General features: G+C 51.2%; 14 protein-coding genes. 12 read left to right on the top strand and 2 right to left on the bottom strand.

Annotated features, from left to right (window positions below; genetic code table 11):
• Positions 1–95 precede the first annotated feature (95 nt).
• On the bottom strand, positions 96–2252 hold the full coding sequence (locus tag ACFQNF_RS16015) for a heavy metal translocating P-type ATPase (RefSeq protein ID WP_380188929.1): 2157 nt from the start codon (positions 2250–2252) through the stop codon (positions 96–98).
• 411 nt (positions 2253–2663) lie between these two features.
• On the opposite strand from ACFQNF_RS16015, the gene ACFQNF_RS16010 reads away from it, so the two are divergent.
• The 7 genes from ACFQNF_RS16010 to ACFQNF_RS15980 all read left to right on the top strand — a co-directional run bounded on the left by ACFQNF_RS16010 (position 2664) and on the right by ACFQNF_RS15980 (position 9921).
• Complete coding sequence (locus tag ACFQNF_RS16010; protein WP_380188928.1) at positions 2664–3266, top strand: CDP-alcohol phosphatidyltransferase family protein; 603 nt, start codon at positions 2664–2666, stop codon at positions 3264–3266.
• Positions 3263–4210, top strand: coding sequence for a phosphatidate cytidylyltransferase (locus ACFQNF_RS16005; protein WP_380188927.1), 948 nt, complete (start codon positions 3263–3265; stop codon positions 4208–4210). The genes ACFQNF_RS16010 and ACFQNF_RS16005 overlap by 4 nt, the downstream gene beginning before the upstream one ends.
• An 18-nt stretch (positions 4211–4228) precedes the next feature.
• Positions 4229–4876: a lysophospholipid acyltransferase family protein gene (locus ACFQNF_RS16000; protein ID WP_380188926.1), complete on the top strand. Its 648-nt coding sequence runs from the start codon at positions 4229–4231 to the stop codon at positions 4874–4876.
• 60 nt (positions 4877–4936) lie between these two features.
• Complete coding sequence (locus tag ACFQNF_RS15995) at positions 4937–6682, top strand: bifunctional alpha/beta hydrolase/class I SAM-dependent methyltransferase (protein WP_380188925.1); 1746 nt, start codon at positions 4937–4939, stop codon at positions 6680–6682.
• Positions 6679–7998, top strand: coding sequence for a phosphatase PAP2/dual specificity phosphatase family protein (locus ACFQNF_RS15990; protein ID WP_380188924.1), 1320 nt, complete (start codon positions 6679–6681; stop codon positions 7996–7998). Before ACFQNF_RS15995 ends, ACFQNF_RS15990 begins: the two co-directional genes overlap by 4 nt.
• Positions 7995–8408 carry a hypothetical protein gene (locus tag ACFQNF_RS15985; protein ID WP_380188923.1) on the top strand — a complete coding sequence of 138 codons (414 nt, stop codon included), beginning with the start codon at positions 7995–7997 and terminating at the stop codon, positions 8406–8408. The genes ACFQNF_RS15990 and ACFQNF_RS15985 overlap by 4 nt, the downstream gene beginning before the upstream one ends.
• Positions 8409–8508: 100 nt before the next feature.
• Positions 8509–9921, top strand: a complete 1413-nt coding sequence (locus ACFQNF_RS15980; RefSeq protein ID WP_380188922.1) for a sigma-54 interaction domain-containing protein — start codon at positions 8509–8511, stop codon at positions 9919–9921.
• Positions 9922–10473: 552 nt separating this feature from the next.
• Here ACFQNF_RS15980 and ACFQNF_RS15975 read toward each other — a convergent pair.
• Positions 10474–10917, bottom strand: coding sequence for a hypothetical protein (locus ACFQNF_RS15975; RefSeq protein WP_380188921.1), 444 nt, complete (start codon positions 10915–10917; stop codon positions 10474–10476).
• A gap of 571 nt (positions 10918–11488) precedes the next feature.
• Here ACFQNF_RS15975 and ACFQNF_RS15970 point away from each other — a divergent pair.
• From ACFQNF_RS15970 to ACFQNF_RS15950, 5 genes are all read left to right on the top strand, one after another.
• Positions 11489–12274: an ABC transporter ATP-binding protein gene (locus ACFQNF_RS15970; RefSeq protein WP_380188920.1), complete on the top strand. Its 786-nt coding sequence runs from the start codon at positions 11489–11491 to the stop codon at positions 12272–12274.
• Positions 12267–12995 carry an ABC transporter ATP-binding protein gene (locus ACFQNF_RS15965; RefSeq protein ID WP_380188919.1) on the top strand — a complete coding sequence of 243 codons (729 nt, stop codon included), beginning with the start codon at positions 12267–12269 and terminating at the stop codon, positions 12993–12995. The genes ACFQNF_RS15970 and ACFQNF_RS15965 overlap by 8 nt, the downstream gene beginning before the upstream one ends.
• A 319-nt stretch (positions 12996–13314) precedes the next feature.
• On the top strand, positions 13315–14514 hold the full coding sequence (locus ACFQNF_RS15960; RefSeq protein WP_380188918.1) for an ABC transporter substrate-binding protein: 1200 nt from the start codon (positions 13315–13317) through the stop codon (positions 14512–14514).
• 208 nt (positions 14515–14722) lie between these two features.
• Positions 14723–15628, top strand: a complete 906-nt coding sequence (locus ACFQNF_RS15955; protein ID WP_380188917.1) for a branched-chain amino acid ABC transporter permease — start codon at positions 14723–14725, stop codon at positions 15626–15628.
• Positions 15625–16623: a branched-chain amino acid ABC transporter permease gene (locus ACFQNF_RS15950; RefSeq protein WP_380188916.1), complete on the top strand. Its 999-nt coding sequence runs from the start codon at positions 15625–15627 to the stop codon at positions 16621–16623. The genes ACFQNF_RS15955 and ACFQNF_RS15950 overlap by 4 nt, the downstream gene beginning before the upstream one ends.
• The last annotated feature ends 357 nt before the right edge of the window (positions 16624–16980 follow it).

The raw sequence follows: 16980 nt of genomic DNA, 5'->3' as shown, positions 1-16980 counted from the left end.
ATTCATCATTTTCTCAAGAACCTCAGCCCATGCAGACCCGTAGGATGGGTTAGGGCACCGCATCATCTAAGCCGTAACCCACCGCAGCGCCATCCTCACTTCCTCAACAGCCTCAAACCATTCAGCACCACCAACAAACTCACCCCCATATCGGCAAAAACCGCCATCCATAGCGTGCCGTGGCCTGCCAGTGTGAGCGCTAGAAACACCGCTTTCACCAGCAGCGCCAGTGTGATGTTTTGTACCAAGATGCGATGCGTCGCTTGCGATAGGCGGATAAATTCGGGGATTTTGCGTAGATCGTCGTCCATCAGCGCCACATCGGCGGTTTCGATGGCGGTATCTGTGCCTGCCGCGCCCATGGCAAAGCCAATATCGGCGCGGGCTAAGGCGGGCGCATCGTTGATACCATCCCCCACCATGCCAGACGATGCGGCCATGCCCTCCACAATGCGCAGCTTGTCTTCTGGCAGCAGGTTGCCGTGCGCTTGGGCGATCCCCAGATCGCTGGCAATCGCCGCCACGGTGTGCTCGTTATCCCCAGATAACACGATTGTTTCTACGCCTAGCGCTTGCAGTTGGGCAATCGCCTCGCGGCTGCTTGGCCTTACCGTGTCGGCCACGGCGAACAGCGCCAGTACGTGATCGGAGGCCAATACCACCACCGACTTGCCCTGCATTTCCAGTGTTTGCAGCTTTTCTTCCAGCGCTGGCGAGCAAAGGCCCAGCTCTTCAATCAGGCGATGATTACCCATCGCATAAGATATACCCTCAATCTGGCCGCTGATGCCGCGCCCGAGTAACGCTTTCACATCACTGACTTCAAGATAATCATTGCTTTGTGCGGCAATCGCTTTAGAAACAGGGTGATCCGAGCGCGCGCCAAGGCTGGCTGCGATACGCTGGCAAACGTCGGACGACACATCCGCCAAGGCCACCGCATCGGTCTGCACCGGCTTACCAAACGTCAACGTGCCGGTTTTATCCAGTGCTAAGCTTTTTAATTTGCGCCCTTCTTCTAGATAAGTGCCGCCCTTAATTAAAATGCCCAGCCGCGCGGCACGCGCCAAGCCACTGACAATCGTCACCGGTGTAGAAATCACCAAGGCACAGGGGCAGGCAATCACCAACATCGCCAGCGCACGGTAAATCCACTCCTGCCACGCGCCGCCCAAGAAAAGCGGCGGAATCACCGCCACGGCCAGCGCCAGCGCGCAAACCACAGGGGTGTAAATTTTAGAAAAGCGATCAACAAAACGCTGCGTCGGCGCACGCACGCCTTGTGCCGCCTCAACGGCATGGATAATTCGCGCCAGCATGGTGTTGCCTGCCACCGCCGTTACCCGATATTCAAACGAGCCGGTTTCATTGATGGTGCTGGCAAACACCGTATCGCCGATATTCTTTTCAACCGGCAAGCTCTCCCCCGTAATCGCCGCCTGATTAATAAACGATTGCCCAGAAATCAGCTCGCCATCCAACGCAATTCGCTCGCCTGGCTTCACTCGCAAAATACGGCCGAGCGCAATATCGGCGGCCGCTTGCTCTTGCCAGCTGCCATCCGCCTGCTGCACTGTGGCACGCTCTGGCGTCAGCTGCAGCAAGCCACTAATCGCGTTTCTGGCGCGGCCCAAAGATTTGGCCTCGATCAACTCGGCAAGGGTAAACAACACCATCACCATCGCCGCTTCCGGCCACTGCCCGATCAGCAAAGCGCCCGTCACCGCAATACTCATCAGCGCATTGATATTTAAATCACCATTAGAAACCGCAATCCAACCTTTCTTATAAGTAGTCAGCCCGCAAACCAGCACCGCCGCAATCGCCAGCACCGCCGTCAGCCACACCGGCAATACCAACCAATCGCAAACCTCAGCCCCCACCGCCAACACGCCCGCCAGCGCCAAAGGCCACCAAGGCTTAGCCACCTCGGCAATGACTATTTTACTTCCATCATCCACACGCGGCGTAAAGCCCAGCTCGCGTATCGCCGTCAGAATGGCAGGCAAGGCCTCTTGGCTATGCGATACCGTTAGCACGCGTTGCAGCAAATTAAACTGCAAACCACTCACATCCGCCATCGCCCCCAGCTTTTTACGAATCAGCCCTTCCTCGGTCGGGCAATCCATCTGCTGGATATGAATTTTACTCAACACCCCGGCACCATCGCCTTGTAGCAAAGGTGGTGGGGGCGATCCGACAGTGCGATAGCGGGATTTGGCAGGGGAAGAATGGTTGCAACAGCTAGACATGATGCGTACTCCTAATAAGCTTTAGACCATTACACAGCCTGAAGCCACTTCAGGGTCAAGCTTTACTGCAAAAATAATTTAAATGGCGCACGGCCCTTTATCCCACCCCACACAACACACCCTGCATCCAATATGGCTCCATTACAGCCCCTCAAAAAAACGATACCCGATCAACAACCCATGCGTGAATCGCACGGACATTCTGGCAAACCTAAGCAACAGGGACATCAATACAAGGAACATCTTATTGCTAGATATACAAAAGACACCTTTCAATTAAGCCTTGAATGCATTCATAAAAAACAGTTGCACATGGAATAATTTACATTCAAACTACTCAAAAAATACACAAAACTTACAAATAAGCAATTCACGTTTTCTCTAAATGCCCTCAAAAAAAACAAAACTAAAATGCCTAGCATCTACCAATTAAAATCTAGATTCCAATCGATATTACGGCCACTTTGCACTTTAATGGCCCGCTCTGGCATTACCGCCAATCAAGTCACCCTCATTGCCATGCTGGGCTCTATCCTGATGGGCGTTTGGCTCTATCTACAATCTGATTCCCGCTTGCCTTGGCTAGTCTTACCTCTTTTTTTGCTGCTGCGGATGGCACTCAACGCCATTGACGGCATGCTGGCGCGTGAATTCAATCAACAATCTGCATTGGGGGGCATTTTAAATGAGGTGGGCGATGTGGTTTCTGATGCGGCCATTTACTTGCCTTTTTGCCTTGTTAGCACGCAGCCCGCTTGGGTCATCTTGGCGGTTTTTCTGGCGTGTTTAACGGAATTTATGGGTGTGCTCGGCCCCTCACTAGGGGCTGCACGGCGCTACGACGGGCCCATGGGCAAAAGTGATAGAGCTTTTGTTTACGGCGGCTTTGCGCTGCTACTTGGGTTTTTCCCCGCAATCGCCGTATGGACCAGCGCGCTATTTGCGATCACCGCTGGGCTGATGCTGTGGACCTGCCTCAATCGCGCTAAAGGGATATTGGCTAATCAATCATGATTAATTTACTTTTACCCCCTGCGCTTATTACAGCACTGGAAGGCGTATTCGTCCTGCTGATTACCGCCAGCCTCACCCTGTTTGTTTTAGGTAAGCGCTACCCACAAAAAAACTGGCTAGAGCTAAAGCTACGCGTTCGCACTTGGTGGTGGATTGTGGCGTGTTTTTCTCTGACATTGCTGGGCAATATGACGATTGCCCTTGTGGTACTTGGCCTCGTTAGCTTTTTGGCACTTAAAGAATATTTAACGCTCTGCTCCACCCGCACCGCCGACCATGTGGTGCTGTTCTGGGCCTATTTGTGTATTCCTCTGCAATATTATTGGCTGGGCATTCATTGGTACGGGATGTTTATTATTTTCATCCCCGTCTACGTGTTTTTATTTGTTCCTATGCGCATGGTTTTAGTGGGCGAAACTCAGGGTTTCCTTAAAGCCGCCGCCTCCTTGCAATGGGGGCTCATGATTTGCGTGTTTTGTTTAAGCCATATGGGAGCGGTTCTCGCCCTGCCTCTTTTAACTGGCATCGGCAAAGCAGAGCATGGCCCTATGCTGCTGTTTTATTTAGTCGCATTAACTCAATTAAATGATGTGGCCCAATACTTATGGGGCAAATCATTTGGCCGCCGCAAAGTGTCCCCCAAGGTCAGCCCCAATAAAACGCTGGAAGGATTTTTGGGCGGCGCGCTCACCACCAGCCTATTAGGCTGGCTGCTGGGGCCTTTGCTCACGCCTTTTTCACCCTTGCACGCAGCATTGGCAGGTTTATTAATCGGCGTAATGGGCTTTATTGGCGATATTGTGATTTCTGCAGTGAAACGCGATATTGGCGTAAAGGATTCTGGCCGTTTGCTCCCAGGACACGGCGGCATTTTAGACCGGCTCGATTCTTTAACTTATACGGCTCCCTTGTTTTTTCATTACACCCATTATTTATATTACTAAGGCATATCACCAAGGCCTATGAACCGTTATTTAAGAATCCTATTTGTATTATTGCTGGCAAGGCCCTTAGTCCGGCTCTGGTTTGGCGTCACCGTCAGGCATCAAGACCGCCTCCCTTTAAAAGGACCGGCCATTGTGCTGGCCAATCACAATAGTCATCTGGATATTCTGGCCTTATATAGCTTATTTCCCTTGGCGTTGATTCCCAATATTCAGCCTGCCGCTGCCGCAGATTACTTTCTGACCAACCGCTTATTTGCATGGTTTGCCACTCAAGTCGTCGGCATTATCCCCGTGGTGCGTGGTGCTGCGGCAGCTGACTTTGATCCGTTAGCAGATTGCAAAGAAGCACTGAAGCAAGGGCGTATTCTTATTTTGTTTCCCGAAGGCACACGGGGCGAGCCAGAAACGCTTTCGGAGATTAAATCTGGCATCTGGTATCTGTATCGAGACTTTCCCAACATCCCCGTTGTCCCCGTGTATTTAAACGGCCTAGGCCGGGCAATGGGTAAAGGACAGTGGTTCCCTATTCCCTTTTTTGTTGATATTGCCATTGGCCGCCCCCTGCCTTGGTTGGCAGAAAAAGCGACTTTTCGGGCATCAATCAAAGATGCCCTGCTTAATTTAAAACAAAAAACCTTGCTCTCCCTTCCCAGCCCGCAATAACACACAGCGGCGATGCTGGGTCTGTGCCAGCGACAATAAACTTAAATAAGGAATATCCAAATGCGCACGCCACAAGAGAAATTATTTAGCAGCTTTGATGGTAGCAATTTGTTTTACCGCCACTGGCCAGCCACCAGCACCTCAGCACGCCGCATGATTGTGCTACTTCACCGTGGGCACGAGCACTCTGGGCGCTTGCAGCATATTGCGGACGAATTACAAATGCCTGATACCGCGCTATTTGCATGGGACGCCCGTGGCCACGGCCGCAACAACGGGCCGCGCGGCTACAGCCCGAGTTTAGGCACTACCGTGCGCGATCTGGATACTTTTATTCATTATCTTTGCCAGACTTATGGTTATGCCATGGAAGAAGTCATCGTGATTGCGCAAAGCGTAGGCGCGGTATTGGCATCGACTTGGGTACACGATTACGCCCCAAAAATCCGCGCGCTAATCTTGGCGTCCCCCGCATTTAAAGTGAAGCTTTACGTGCCTTTGGCAAGACCCAGCCTGCGGCTTATGGAAAAACTGCGCGGCAATTTTTATGTTAATTCTTATGTAAAAGCCAAGTTTCTAACGCATGACCCAGAGCGCATTGCCTCTTATAATACCGATCCGCTGATTGCCCGCCCTATTTCAGTCAATATCCTGCTGGGCCTCTACGACACGGCAGAGCGAATTATTGCCGATGCAGGCGCCATCCAAACCCCAACCCAGTTATTGATATCAGGTGCAGATTTTGTAGTACACCAAGCGCCGCAACGTACATTCTTTGAACGCTTGGGCAGCCTGTGCAAAGAAATGCATACGCTAGAAGGCTTTTATCACGACACCTTGGGCGAAAAAGATCGGGCCAAAGCTTTTACCCTGATCCGCAACTTTATCCAAAAAGTAGAAGCAGGCGTGCCCAAAGTTGATCTAAGCCATGCAGATAAAAGCGGCTACACCGCCAATGAATATCAACAGCTGCAGCAAGTCAGCTCACCTTTTACCCTAAAACACTGGCACTTTGCCTTAACCCGCCTATCCCTTGCGACTGTGGGCAAGCTATCAGACGGTATTCGGCTAGGATGGGAAACCGGCTTTGATTCGGGCAGCACCCTTGATTATGTCTATAAAAACCAAACCTCAGGACGCACCCCGCTGGGCCGCTTTGGCGATCGCACCTACCTAGATAGCGTAGGCTGGAAAGGCATACGCCAGCGCAAAATCAACCTTGAAGAATTAATTGGCATGGCGATCAAATCGCTCACAGAAAGCCAGCAGCCGGTGCGGATTGTGGATATCGCAGCAGGGCATGGCCGCTATATTCTGGACGCCATTGCCGGCCATAAAATCGACCGCGTTTTATTACGTGATTACAGCCCCATCAATGTAGAGGCGGGCAAAGCACTGATCAAAGAAAAAGGCTTAGCGCATCTGGCTGATTTTCAGCAGGGCGATGCTTTTGATCAAGCCAGTTTAGCCAGCCTTTCCCCCGCACCCACGCTGGCCGTGGTATCTGGTCTTTATGAGTTATTCCCAGACAACGCCCCCATCAAAGCATCGCTGGCAGGGCTTGCCGAAGCCGTGCCCGAAGGCGGCTTTCTGGTTTACACCAATCAGCCTTGGCACCCGCAGCTTGAGCTGATTGCCCGCACGCTGACCAGCCATAGAAGCGGGGCTGATTGGATTATGCGCCGCCGTACTCAATACGAAATGGATCAGCTAGTTGAGCAAGCGGGCTTTGAGAAAATCACCCAGCGTATTGATGAATGGGGCATCTTCACCGTTAGCCTGGCACGCCGGATTAAAAACACATGAGTTCAGATTTAAACACTCAGACAAAAGAGCAACGCCCGTGGCGGCTCGCCCTTTTGTGGCTGATGCTGCTCGGGCCAGGTTTTTTTATTTTTTATGGTGCGGCGAACCACTACACCGCGTCCTTGCCTGCCGCCGATATTGGAAATATCGTCATGGCGTGGGAGCGGCATATCCCGCTCTGGCCTTGGACCATCGTGCCTTACTGGAGTATCGATCTGCTCTATGGCATTTCTCTGTTTATCTGTACCAGCCGTGCCGAGCTAAATAGCCACGCCAAGCGGCTACTGGCCACATCGCTGCTCTCTTGCTTATTTTTTGTGTTATTCCCGCTCCGCTTTAGTTTTGAGCGCCCTGAGCTTGATGGTGCTTTTGGCCAGCTGTTTACGCTCTTAATGGGTTTTGACAAACCTTTTAATCAAGCGCCATCTCTACATATCGGCTTACTTACTGTGCTATGGCTGCGCTATCACGCCCATGTCCCCACACGCTGGCAGCCTTTGCTGCACCTCTGGTTTGCCCTGATCGGCCTATCCGTACTGACCACCTGGCAACATCATTTTTGGGATGTGCCTAGTGGATTTTTACTGGGTTTTATAGTCTGTTATTTATTACCAACCCCCGGCGTGAGTTTGTTTTCAGCACTTGGCAAACCACGGCAAAACACACCCAAACTCGCCCTGCGCTATTTTGCTGGGGCGCTGCTTTTATCCCTCAGCATCACCTACCTGCAAGGCTGGGCTTGGCTGCTACTTTGGCCAGTCACTTCCTTGCTGATCCTCTGCGCTGCCTACCTAGGGCTAGGGCCGCAGGTGATGCAAAAAGATTGCGGGCAAAGGCGCTTTGCAGCGCAAGTTTTGCTTTTGCCCTACTCTTTTGTAACGCAACGAGTGCACCGCTATTTATTAAAATCACTGCCTGGCGCTGAAGAAATCAGCCAAGGCGTATGGCTGGGGCCAATCAGCGCAGCGACAGATCCGCGCTTTAAATCCGTGCTTGATCTTGCTGCGGAATACGATAGGCAAGCGCCAGCAACGGTTATTTATCACTCCTGCCCGCTTTTAGATTTACAACTACCCGATCAGCAAACTTTGCAGCACTGTGTGCGCACGCTACAGGGGTTGCCTCAACCCGTATTGGTTCACTGCGCGCTTGGCCTAACTCGAAGCGCAGCCGTGGTATTGGCTTGGCTGGTTGTGAGCCAGCAAGCAAAAGACATGAATGAAGCGCGGGAAATACTACTAAGAAAACGCAGTCACTTTATATTAAGCGAGGCGCAACTCAATCAATTAGCCCTGCTTTGCGATGGCATAAAATGAAAACTGAAGAAGCGCTGTTTTTTAAATTAAGTGTGGCCACGCTCGCCTCTTGCAAAACCCTAGTGTGGCCCTCGCCATTTTTATTTTTAATCAGCTATTGGCTAGCTACTAGCCACATGCTCAATAAAGTAGAAATAGGGCTGCTGATGGCGAGCAGTCTAGCCGCTGCAATTCAATATTATTTTTACTGGCGTATCACCCTAGATGAAAAATTATTAAATCAGCTGCAAAGCGAAGCTGATTTGCAGCAACTCGATCAAGTATTACACAGCCTATTTGGCCGAAGCACCCCACCGCGTGCCTTGGCATTACGCATGTTGGGGATTAAAAAACTGATACGGCATTTTTTAATCAGCACCTTTTGCGCTTGGCTAAGCTGGTTTATTTTATTGGGGCTATTAATCAGCTAATTCCGTACAACAGATCATCCCAGCCAAACGCAGTAATTAAACAGATACGCCGCCTCCATGTTATGGTAGTAAATCCCCTGCAAGCCACGGATTACGGGCCATGTCTGATGTCTTCCCCAATCAATTAACGGATGGCCATAATGAGCGGCAATTGGCGTTGCAATCTTTATTTCGTACTTTAGAAGACAATTCTGAAGGCACGGTGATTGTGGATGAGCAATGCAAGATTGTCTGGATTAATGCCCGCCATGCCGATCGCTTTGGCTTTAAAGATCCTGCCAGCGCTATTGGCAAAGTCGTAGAAGAAGTTATTCCTAATAGCCAGCTTAGGGATGTGCTTAAAACGGGCCAGCCTATTTTATTAGATTTAATGGAAACGCCGGATAGAACGCTGGTTGTGACCCGTTTGCCGCTTAAAGATCCGCAAGGCAAGCTGATCGGCGCAATTGGCTTTGCCCTCTTTGATGAAATTCAATCGCTTGCTCCCTTAGTGGCAAAGTTTTCCAGCTTGCAAAAAGAGCTGGCCGTGGCGCATGAATCGCTCGCCCAAGCACGCCGCGCTAAATATTCTTTTGGTCATTTTATTGGCGAATGTGATGCGGTGCTGGAGCTAAAACGCCAAGCACACCGCGCCGCGCAAAGAGATGCGCCGATTTTACTACTGGGCGAAACCGGCACAGGTAAAGAAGTATTAGCCCATGCCATTCACGCCGCATCGCCCCGCGCCCACAAGCCGCTGGTTATTCTGAATATGGCGGCGATTCCTGAAACGCTGCTCGAGGCCGAGCTATTTGGCGCAAGCGCGGGCGCTTATACCGGTGCTGATAAAAAGGGCCGCATCGGTAAATTTCAACTCGCCCACGGCGGCACGCTGTTTCTCGATGAAATCGGCGACATGCCTCCCGCGCTGCAAGTCAAACTATTGCGCGTCTTACAAGACAAGGAATTTGAAGCGCTCGGCTCCAATCAAGTGCAGCGCTCCGATGTGCGCATTATCGCCGCCACTTCAGCGCCGCTGGCCAAGCTGATTGCAGAAGGGCAATTTAGAGCCGATTTATTTTACCGCCTGAATGTACTGACCATCGAGCTGCCGCCACTGCGCGCCAGGCTGGCCGACTTGGGGCTATTAGCGACATCCATCATGAATAAGCTAGCCGCCAGTGGCCTTGGCCAGCATCGCCTATCGCCCTCCGCCATCGCACTTTTAAGCCAATACCCATGGCCTGGCAATGTGCGAGAGCTGCACAATATTCTAGAACGGGCACTCATGCTGAGCGATAGAGCTTTGTTAGAGGCTAATGATCTTGCCCCGCTCCTTTACCCCAGCGCTCAGCCCGGCCACAGCACCGCCAAATCCCACGCCGAATCCATGCAAGCTTTCGAGCAACAGCTGATCAACGAAGCCATCAAAAACTGCAAAGGCCACATTCCCACCGCCGCCAAGCAACTCGGCCTCTCCCGCGCTACGCTGTATAAGAAGATTGCGGGATTTAAAATGGAAGATACTGGGTAAGGCAACTCAAAAAGACTTGCATTGCGCCGCTAAGCGGGTGCAGAACACGCTCCACACCAAAATCAAAGTGCCAAAGGCACTAAAAATATTTACTGATGGCAATATCGGTCGCTTTCTAAGATGACACAAACTCTACGTGCAACGTATCTATCGCTCTATGCAGGGAGCCACGCACCACTACGAATCAATTCCATACAGCGTAATACGCTGCGCTTATTAGCGCCCTACAACACCCTACAACATTATCTTCTTGCGATTTAGCCTTTACCGCCTTATTTGAGCCATTGTTGCGCCCCATGCAAAAGATGGATCACTTGGACTTCGTCTCATGCATCATTCGATACAGAACAATAAAGGGCGTGCGGCTTACAACCAGTTGCCACACGCCCTTTATTCGTCCGGCGCGACCTAATTTTAGGTGATCCACCAATAAATCAACTTAGCGTGCAATTTCATCAAGCTGGTTCAGTGCTGCGGTTGGGCTTTCCTGGGCAATAAATTCAATCGCATTACTTCGGGCACTATGGGCGCGGGGCAGCCATACAATCTGCATTACTCACCCTTCGTGATACGCGCCATCGGGTTTTCACGCTGAAACTGCATATCCGCCTTCACTGCTTCATGCGAAACCCATTCTGTATTTGGATCGTCAGCTTCCTTTACGGTCAATGCAGTTTGCTCACGAAACCATTGCTCATGGGCAGCCGCTTCATGCGCTTTACGCATACGCTCTGCGGCATCAGGCCGAGCTTGCCGGGTCGCCGACTCATAACTGTAGTTTGTTGCATCCAGCAAATCGAAGCGAAAAAGGCGCAGCTCAGACGTAACATACTCAATACATCGATCCAGGGAGCGCCACAGGCGTGGCTTACCCGTGCGCTGAGTGCCAAGTAGCTTTTCTGACATACTCAGCTTAAGCATGACCGACCAGCCACCAGGCTGTCCGATAATCGATACGCCACGAATGGCCTCAGCTTCAACCAGTCGTTTCGCCATCGCTGTATCTATGGTGCGCTCACTCATCATGCCCCCGCAGAATCCACAAAAAACCTGTAGATTAAATAATGACAATCTTTTATAGATTATGCAAATTCATCTTATAAAAAAACATACTTGTACGGCACAACGCCGATTACATGTACTGCCAGAGAAAGTGAGGCCCAATTTGCCCAACGAGCTAAAAACACCAAATTAGCTTAGTAGAGGGAGGCTTTGATGGCACTCATTCATAAAACCACCCACCTTACAAAACCAATATTCTACAAAACGAGATTACAGTCTCAATTTTTAGACTCCCCGTTTTTTTGTGCCATTTCTAACTTAATCCCTTTTTAAAACGCACCATCTGCAAATATTTGTCTCGTTTTGTAGACCAACCTACTCACCCTGTGCCATCCACACCTTATGGTTGCTCGTTTCTTAAAACTGGCACACATTCTGCTTACTATATAACTACAGCTTAGCTCCAAACAAAACAATAATTAAAATTGACACCACCTCATTCAAAAACTGACTCAATAAGAAACAAAAACCGCGCGCCCTGCATTCCAGCCCAAGGATAAATACGATGTCAGATCCTATTTTGCAAACGCACGGCCTTTGTAAAGAATTTAAAGGCTTTGCAGCAGTCAGCGACATTAATCTTGAAGTGGCCCGTGGCAGCATCCATGCCTTAATTGGCCCCAATGGTGCAGGCAAAACCACAGTTTTTAATTTGCTGACCAAGTTTTTGTCCCCCACCTCTGGCCAAGTGATTTTTGATGGCGTCGACATCACAGCAGCGCAGCCTGCCGAAGTGGCCACTAAAGGGTTGATTCGCTCCTTCCAGATTTCAGCGGTTTTCCCAAACATGAGTGCGCTCGACAATATCCGTGTGGCGCTACTGCGGATTAATGGTGGCGCGCATCGCTTTTGGCGCTCTAAGCAAGAGCTCAACGCTTTCACCGATGCCGCAATGGCCTTGCTAGAAGAAGTAGGCCTTGCCGAGTTTTCGCATGTGTTAGCGGGCGAGCTGGCTTACGGCAGAAAACGCGCTTTAGAAATCGCTACCACCTTGGCACTTAAACCCAAGCTCATGCTACTGGACGAGCCCACACAGGGCATGGGCATCGAGGATGTAGAACGCGTCACTGCACTGATTCGCCGCGCGTCTGTTGGGCGCACCATTTTGATGGTAGAGCACAACCTAAAAGTGGTTTCTACCCTTGCCGACAAAATTACTGTGTTAGCTCGTGGTCAGTATTTATCCGAAGGCGATTACGCCACTGTTTCTGCCGACCCAAAAGTAATGGAAGCCTATTTGGGCGTAAGCCCAGCAACGCCGACTCAGCCACAGGATGCACTGCATGCTTAACCACGAGATTCAAGATCATGCGGGTGAGATGTTGCGCGTGAGCGGCTTGCACGCTTTTTACGGCGAATCGCATATTTTGCACGGCATTGATTTTGGTGTGCGCCGTGGCGAGTTGATTACCCTGCTGGGCAGAAACGGCGCAGGCCGCAGCACCACACTGAAAGCGATTCTAGGCCTGACCGGCCAGCGCGCCGGATCGATCATGGTGAATGGCCGTGAAGTGATCCGCATGGCCACCCACAAAATCGCCCACCTTGGCGTGGGCTGGTGCCCCGAAGAGCGGGCGATTTTCTCTAGCTTAAATGTGGAAGAAAACCTCAACCTGCCGCCAAAAGTGCGCAGCGATGGCATGAGTTTGGAAGAGATTTATACGCTCTTTCCAAACCTATGGGAGCGCCGCAAAAGCCAAGGCACACGATTGTCAGGTGGCGAGCAGCAAATGCTGGCAATGGCACGAATCTTACGCACCGGCGCACGTCTGCTGCTACTCGATGAAATCACCGAAGGCTTAGCGCCTGTCATTGTAAAAAAACTGGGCGAAACGGTAGAACTGCTTAAAGCCCGTGGCTACACCATTGTGCTGGTCGAGCAAAACTTTCACTTTGCCGCAGGCATCGCCGACCGGCATTACGTAATTGAACACGGCCAAGTGGTGGATTCAGTCAGCGCAGACGAGCTATCTGCCAGTGCAGGCAGGCTAAATCATTATCTTGGGGTTTGAGCTACAGGGTGGATTCACCCAATAGGCATCGAGTTAAAACAATCGATTTTTATAGGGCGTGCAAGTCGTTTTTATTGCGCACCGCTTTCGGTGCGCAACGACTGCGTCGTTGTACACCCTATAAAACCAAATGCTTTTCGTAGGAGCGGCTTTAGCCACGAAAGCTTTACCAATAAAAACATTCGCGGCTAAAGGCGCTCCTACGCCTAATTTGTACTTCGCTTGACGGCGACTAAGCATCACTCAACAAGCCACTTTACTCGCTAACACAACCTTACCGCAGTCCCCGCAAGATCTACCCCAAACGGAGATACACCCCATGCAAAGCTGTAAACCTCTTGTTCTTGCTTTAGCGCTTGCCTTGCCTGCCACCACTTTTGCTGGCCCTTTATCTGGCGACATGGTCAAGATCGGCATTTTAACGGATATGTCGGGCGTTTATGCCAGCGTGGGTGGTAAAGGCTCGGTGATTGCGGCGCAAATGGCAATCGCGGATTTTGGCGGTAAGGTTTTGGATAAGCCGATCGAGCTGGTGAGTGCAGATCACCAGAATAAGGCCGACATCGGCGTAGGCAAGGCACGCGAGTGGTTTGATACCCAAGGCGTAGATATGGTGAACGACTTGCTGAATTCTGGCGTCGGTATTGCCGTGCAAAAGCTAGGGGCAGAGAAAAAACGCATTACCATCAATAACGGCGCAGGCTCTAGCGCGCTAACCGGCAAGGAGTGCAGCCCTTACGGCATCCATTACGCTTACGACACCTATGCACTGGCTAAGGGCACCGCCACCGCGCTGATGAAGCAAGGTTTAGATAGCTGGTTCTTCCTACAAGCTGACTATGCTTTTGGCGCAGCTCTGCAAGGCGACGCCAGCAAAATTGTCGCGGCCACGGGCGGCAAGGTACTTGGCACAGTCAAACATCCGCTTTCCTCTACGGATTTCTCTTCTTACCTGCTGCAAGCGCAAGACTCCAAAGCTAAAGTCGTTGGCCTTGCCAATGCGGGAGCCGATTTTGTCAACGCGGTAAAACAAGCCAAGGAATTTGGCCTGAAACAAACCATCGCAGGGCTGCTGGTATTTGATAGCGATATTAAAGCGCTGGGCCTAAATGCCGCGCAGGGCATGAAATTTACCACCGCCTACTCATGGGAATTGACCCCTGAAATGGAAGCCTTTGGTAAGAAATTCTTTGCCAAGGCAGGCTTTATGCCAACGATGGATCACGCGGGCGTTTACTCCAGCACCTTACATTATCTAAACGCCATCAAAGCCACCGGCACCGATGACGCCGATACCGTCATGAAAAAAATGCGCGAAACCAAGATCAATGACTTCTTCGCTAAAAACGGCGTCATCCGCGAAGACGGCCGCATGGTGCACGATATGTATCTGGTAGAAGTGCTTAAACCAAGCGAATCCAAAGGCGCATGGGACCAACTCAAGCTGGTCGCCACCATCCCAGGTGATGTCGCCTTCAAGCCGCTATCTGTCAGCGAATGTCCTTTGATTAAAAAGTAAGCTCTCCCCCCTTAAAAACCTTAGATCTGTAGACACAGAGAACGCAGAGTTAAAAAGCAGCACACAGAGAAAAACTAAAGAGAACTATCTCATCATTTTTTTTGGTTTTCTCAGTGTTCTCAGTGTTCTCTGTGTTCTCTGTGTTCTTCCCGTTCTCTGTGTCTACAGAACTTTGTAAAACTTTCAAATATTTCATCTGAGGTAGAGCATGGACATTCCCTTGCAAGCCATCATGTCGCAAGCCTTACTCGGCTTAAACAATGGTGCTTTTTATGCCTTACTCAGCCTTGGCCTTGCCGTGATTTTTGGCATGCTCAATGTGGTCAACTTTGCTCACGGCGCTTTTTATATGTTGGGCGCATTTGTAGCACTGTTGGGCTATGACCAGCTAGGGCGGATTTTAGGCGACGAAAGCATCCGAATGTCGTTCTGGGCGGCGCTGATTGTGGGGCCGATTGTGGTGGGTTTGCTCGGTGTGTTTATCGAAAAAACCATGCTCAGCCGTCTTTACAAAGTTGATCATCTTTACGGCCTACTACTCACCTTTGGGCTGGCGCTGATTTTCGAAGGCGTGCTGACTAATTACTTTAATGTGGCCGGTGAGCCTTACAACGCCAAGCCAGAAATCCTAGAAGGCGCGATTAATCTGGGCTTTATGGTGTTTCCTAAGTACCGGCTATTCTCGATTGTGCTATCGCTTTCGGTTTGCTTTGCCGTTTGGTATTTGATCGAGAAAACCAAGCTAGGCTCGCATCTACGGGCAGGTACAGAAAACCCCGATGTCACTCGCGCCTTTGGCATTGATGTGCCGTCTTTACGCACGCTGACTTACTTTCTGGGCGTGGCTTTGGCCGGGCTGGCAGGTGTGGTGGCTGCGCCCATTTATTCAGTCAGCCCCAAGATGGGTTCCGATTTAATCATTATCGTGTTTGCAGTGGTAGTGATTGGCGGCATGGGCTCGATTATGGGAGCGATTGTAACGGGCATTGCGTTGGGGCTTTTAGAAGGCTTGGTCAAAGTGTTTTACCCGCCGCTGGCAAACACCGTCATCTTTATCGTGATGGCTCTGGTCTTACTCTGGCGCCCGTCTGGCCTCTTTGGCAAGGAAGCATGATGAACGCACCGATTGTTCAACTCACCCCTGCGGCTGTACAGCTTCGCAAAAAAACCAATTACACGCCGTGGGTTGCGGCACTGGTATTTGCCGCCATTGCCCCCTTTGTGGTCTACCCCATTTTTGCTATGGAGCTGATGTGCTTTGCGCTGTTTGCCTGCGCCTTTAATTTGCTCTTGGGCTTTGGTGGTTTGCTGAGCTTTGGCCATGCCGCATTTTTTGGCAGCGCGGCTTATCTATGCGGCCATGCGATTAAAAACTGGGGACTGAGCCCAGAGCTGGGCATTTTATTCGCCACTTTGGGAGCCGCCTTAATGGGGCTGGCCATCGGCAGCATCGCCATTCGCCGCCAAGGCATTTACTTTGCCATGGTCACCTTGGCGCTGGCACAGATTGTGTTTTTCTTATGCTTGCAGCTGCCTTTTACTGGCGGCGAAGATGGCTTACAAGGCATCCCCAAGGGCCATCTATTTGGCTTAATCGATTTATCCAGCACCGTCAGCGTGGGCCAGCAACAACTACCGTTGGCGCTGTATTTCTTTGTGCTGGCCATTACTTTTGGCGGTTACTGGCTCATCTGGCGCACCGTGCATTCACCCTTTGGCATGGTGCTCAAAGCCATTAAAGAAAACGAGCCACGTGCTTTGTCTCTAGGCTATCAAGTCAATCGCTACAAACTTGCCACCTTTGTACTCTCTGCCGCCTTAGCTGGCCTTGCCGGCGCAACAAAAGCGCTGGTCGTCGGCCTCGCCTCGCTCAGCGATGTGTCTTGGCATATGTCGGGTGAAGTGGTGCTGATGACCTTACTTGGCGGCATGGGGACGTTGCTTGGCCCCGTCGTCGGCGCGGTCACGGTGGGCACGCTACATCACGAACTCGCCTCGTTTGGATCATGGGTCACCGTCACCATCGGCGTGGTATTTGTGGTGTGCGTGATGGCATTTAGGCGCGGCATTGTGGGTGAGATTGCTTATCGCTTGAAGCGGAATTTGTAGAATGAGCGATCCCCTAAGTGCGCTAACTAAAGTCAAAAAGACCTTTTTAGTGCCTTCGGCACGTTATTTTTGGTGCTGGCGTCCCGCTGGACCTTCCTTTCTTGCGCGGCCAAGAAACGAAGCCAAAGAAGGCCGCCCCAGCCAGCACGAAGGCCCCTCATCTGCGGACAATCGAGCGGCGGCTGCGGAACTCGCTCGCAGGCTCGCTCAGACAGTCCTCGCCGAAACCCCGCCCGCTTGTTCCTCGCTTCGGCGTGCTTCAAGGGGACTTTAAAAAGCCCTGTGCAAAGAGCGCGGTTATTACGTTTTTTTATTGTTTGCTGAGATAAAGCTAAATTGCTTAGCGCACATAGGACT

This window comes from Iodobacter arcticus, from assembly GCF_042664895.1.
In the GTDB taxonomy this organism is placed as follows: domain Bacteria; phylum Pseudomonadota; class Gammaproteobacteria; order Burkholderiales; family Chitinibacteraceae; genus Iodobacter; species Iodobacter arcticus.
The sequence above is the reverse complement of the archived record's forward strand: the minus strand, read 5'-3'. Positions and strand labels throughout refer to the sequence as shown.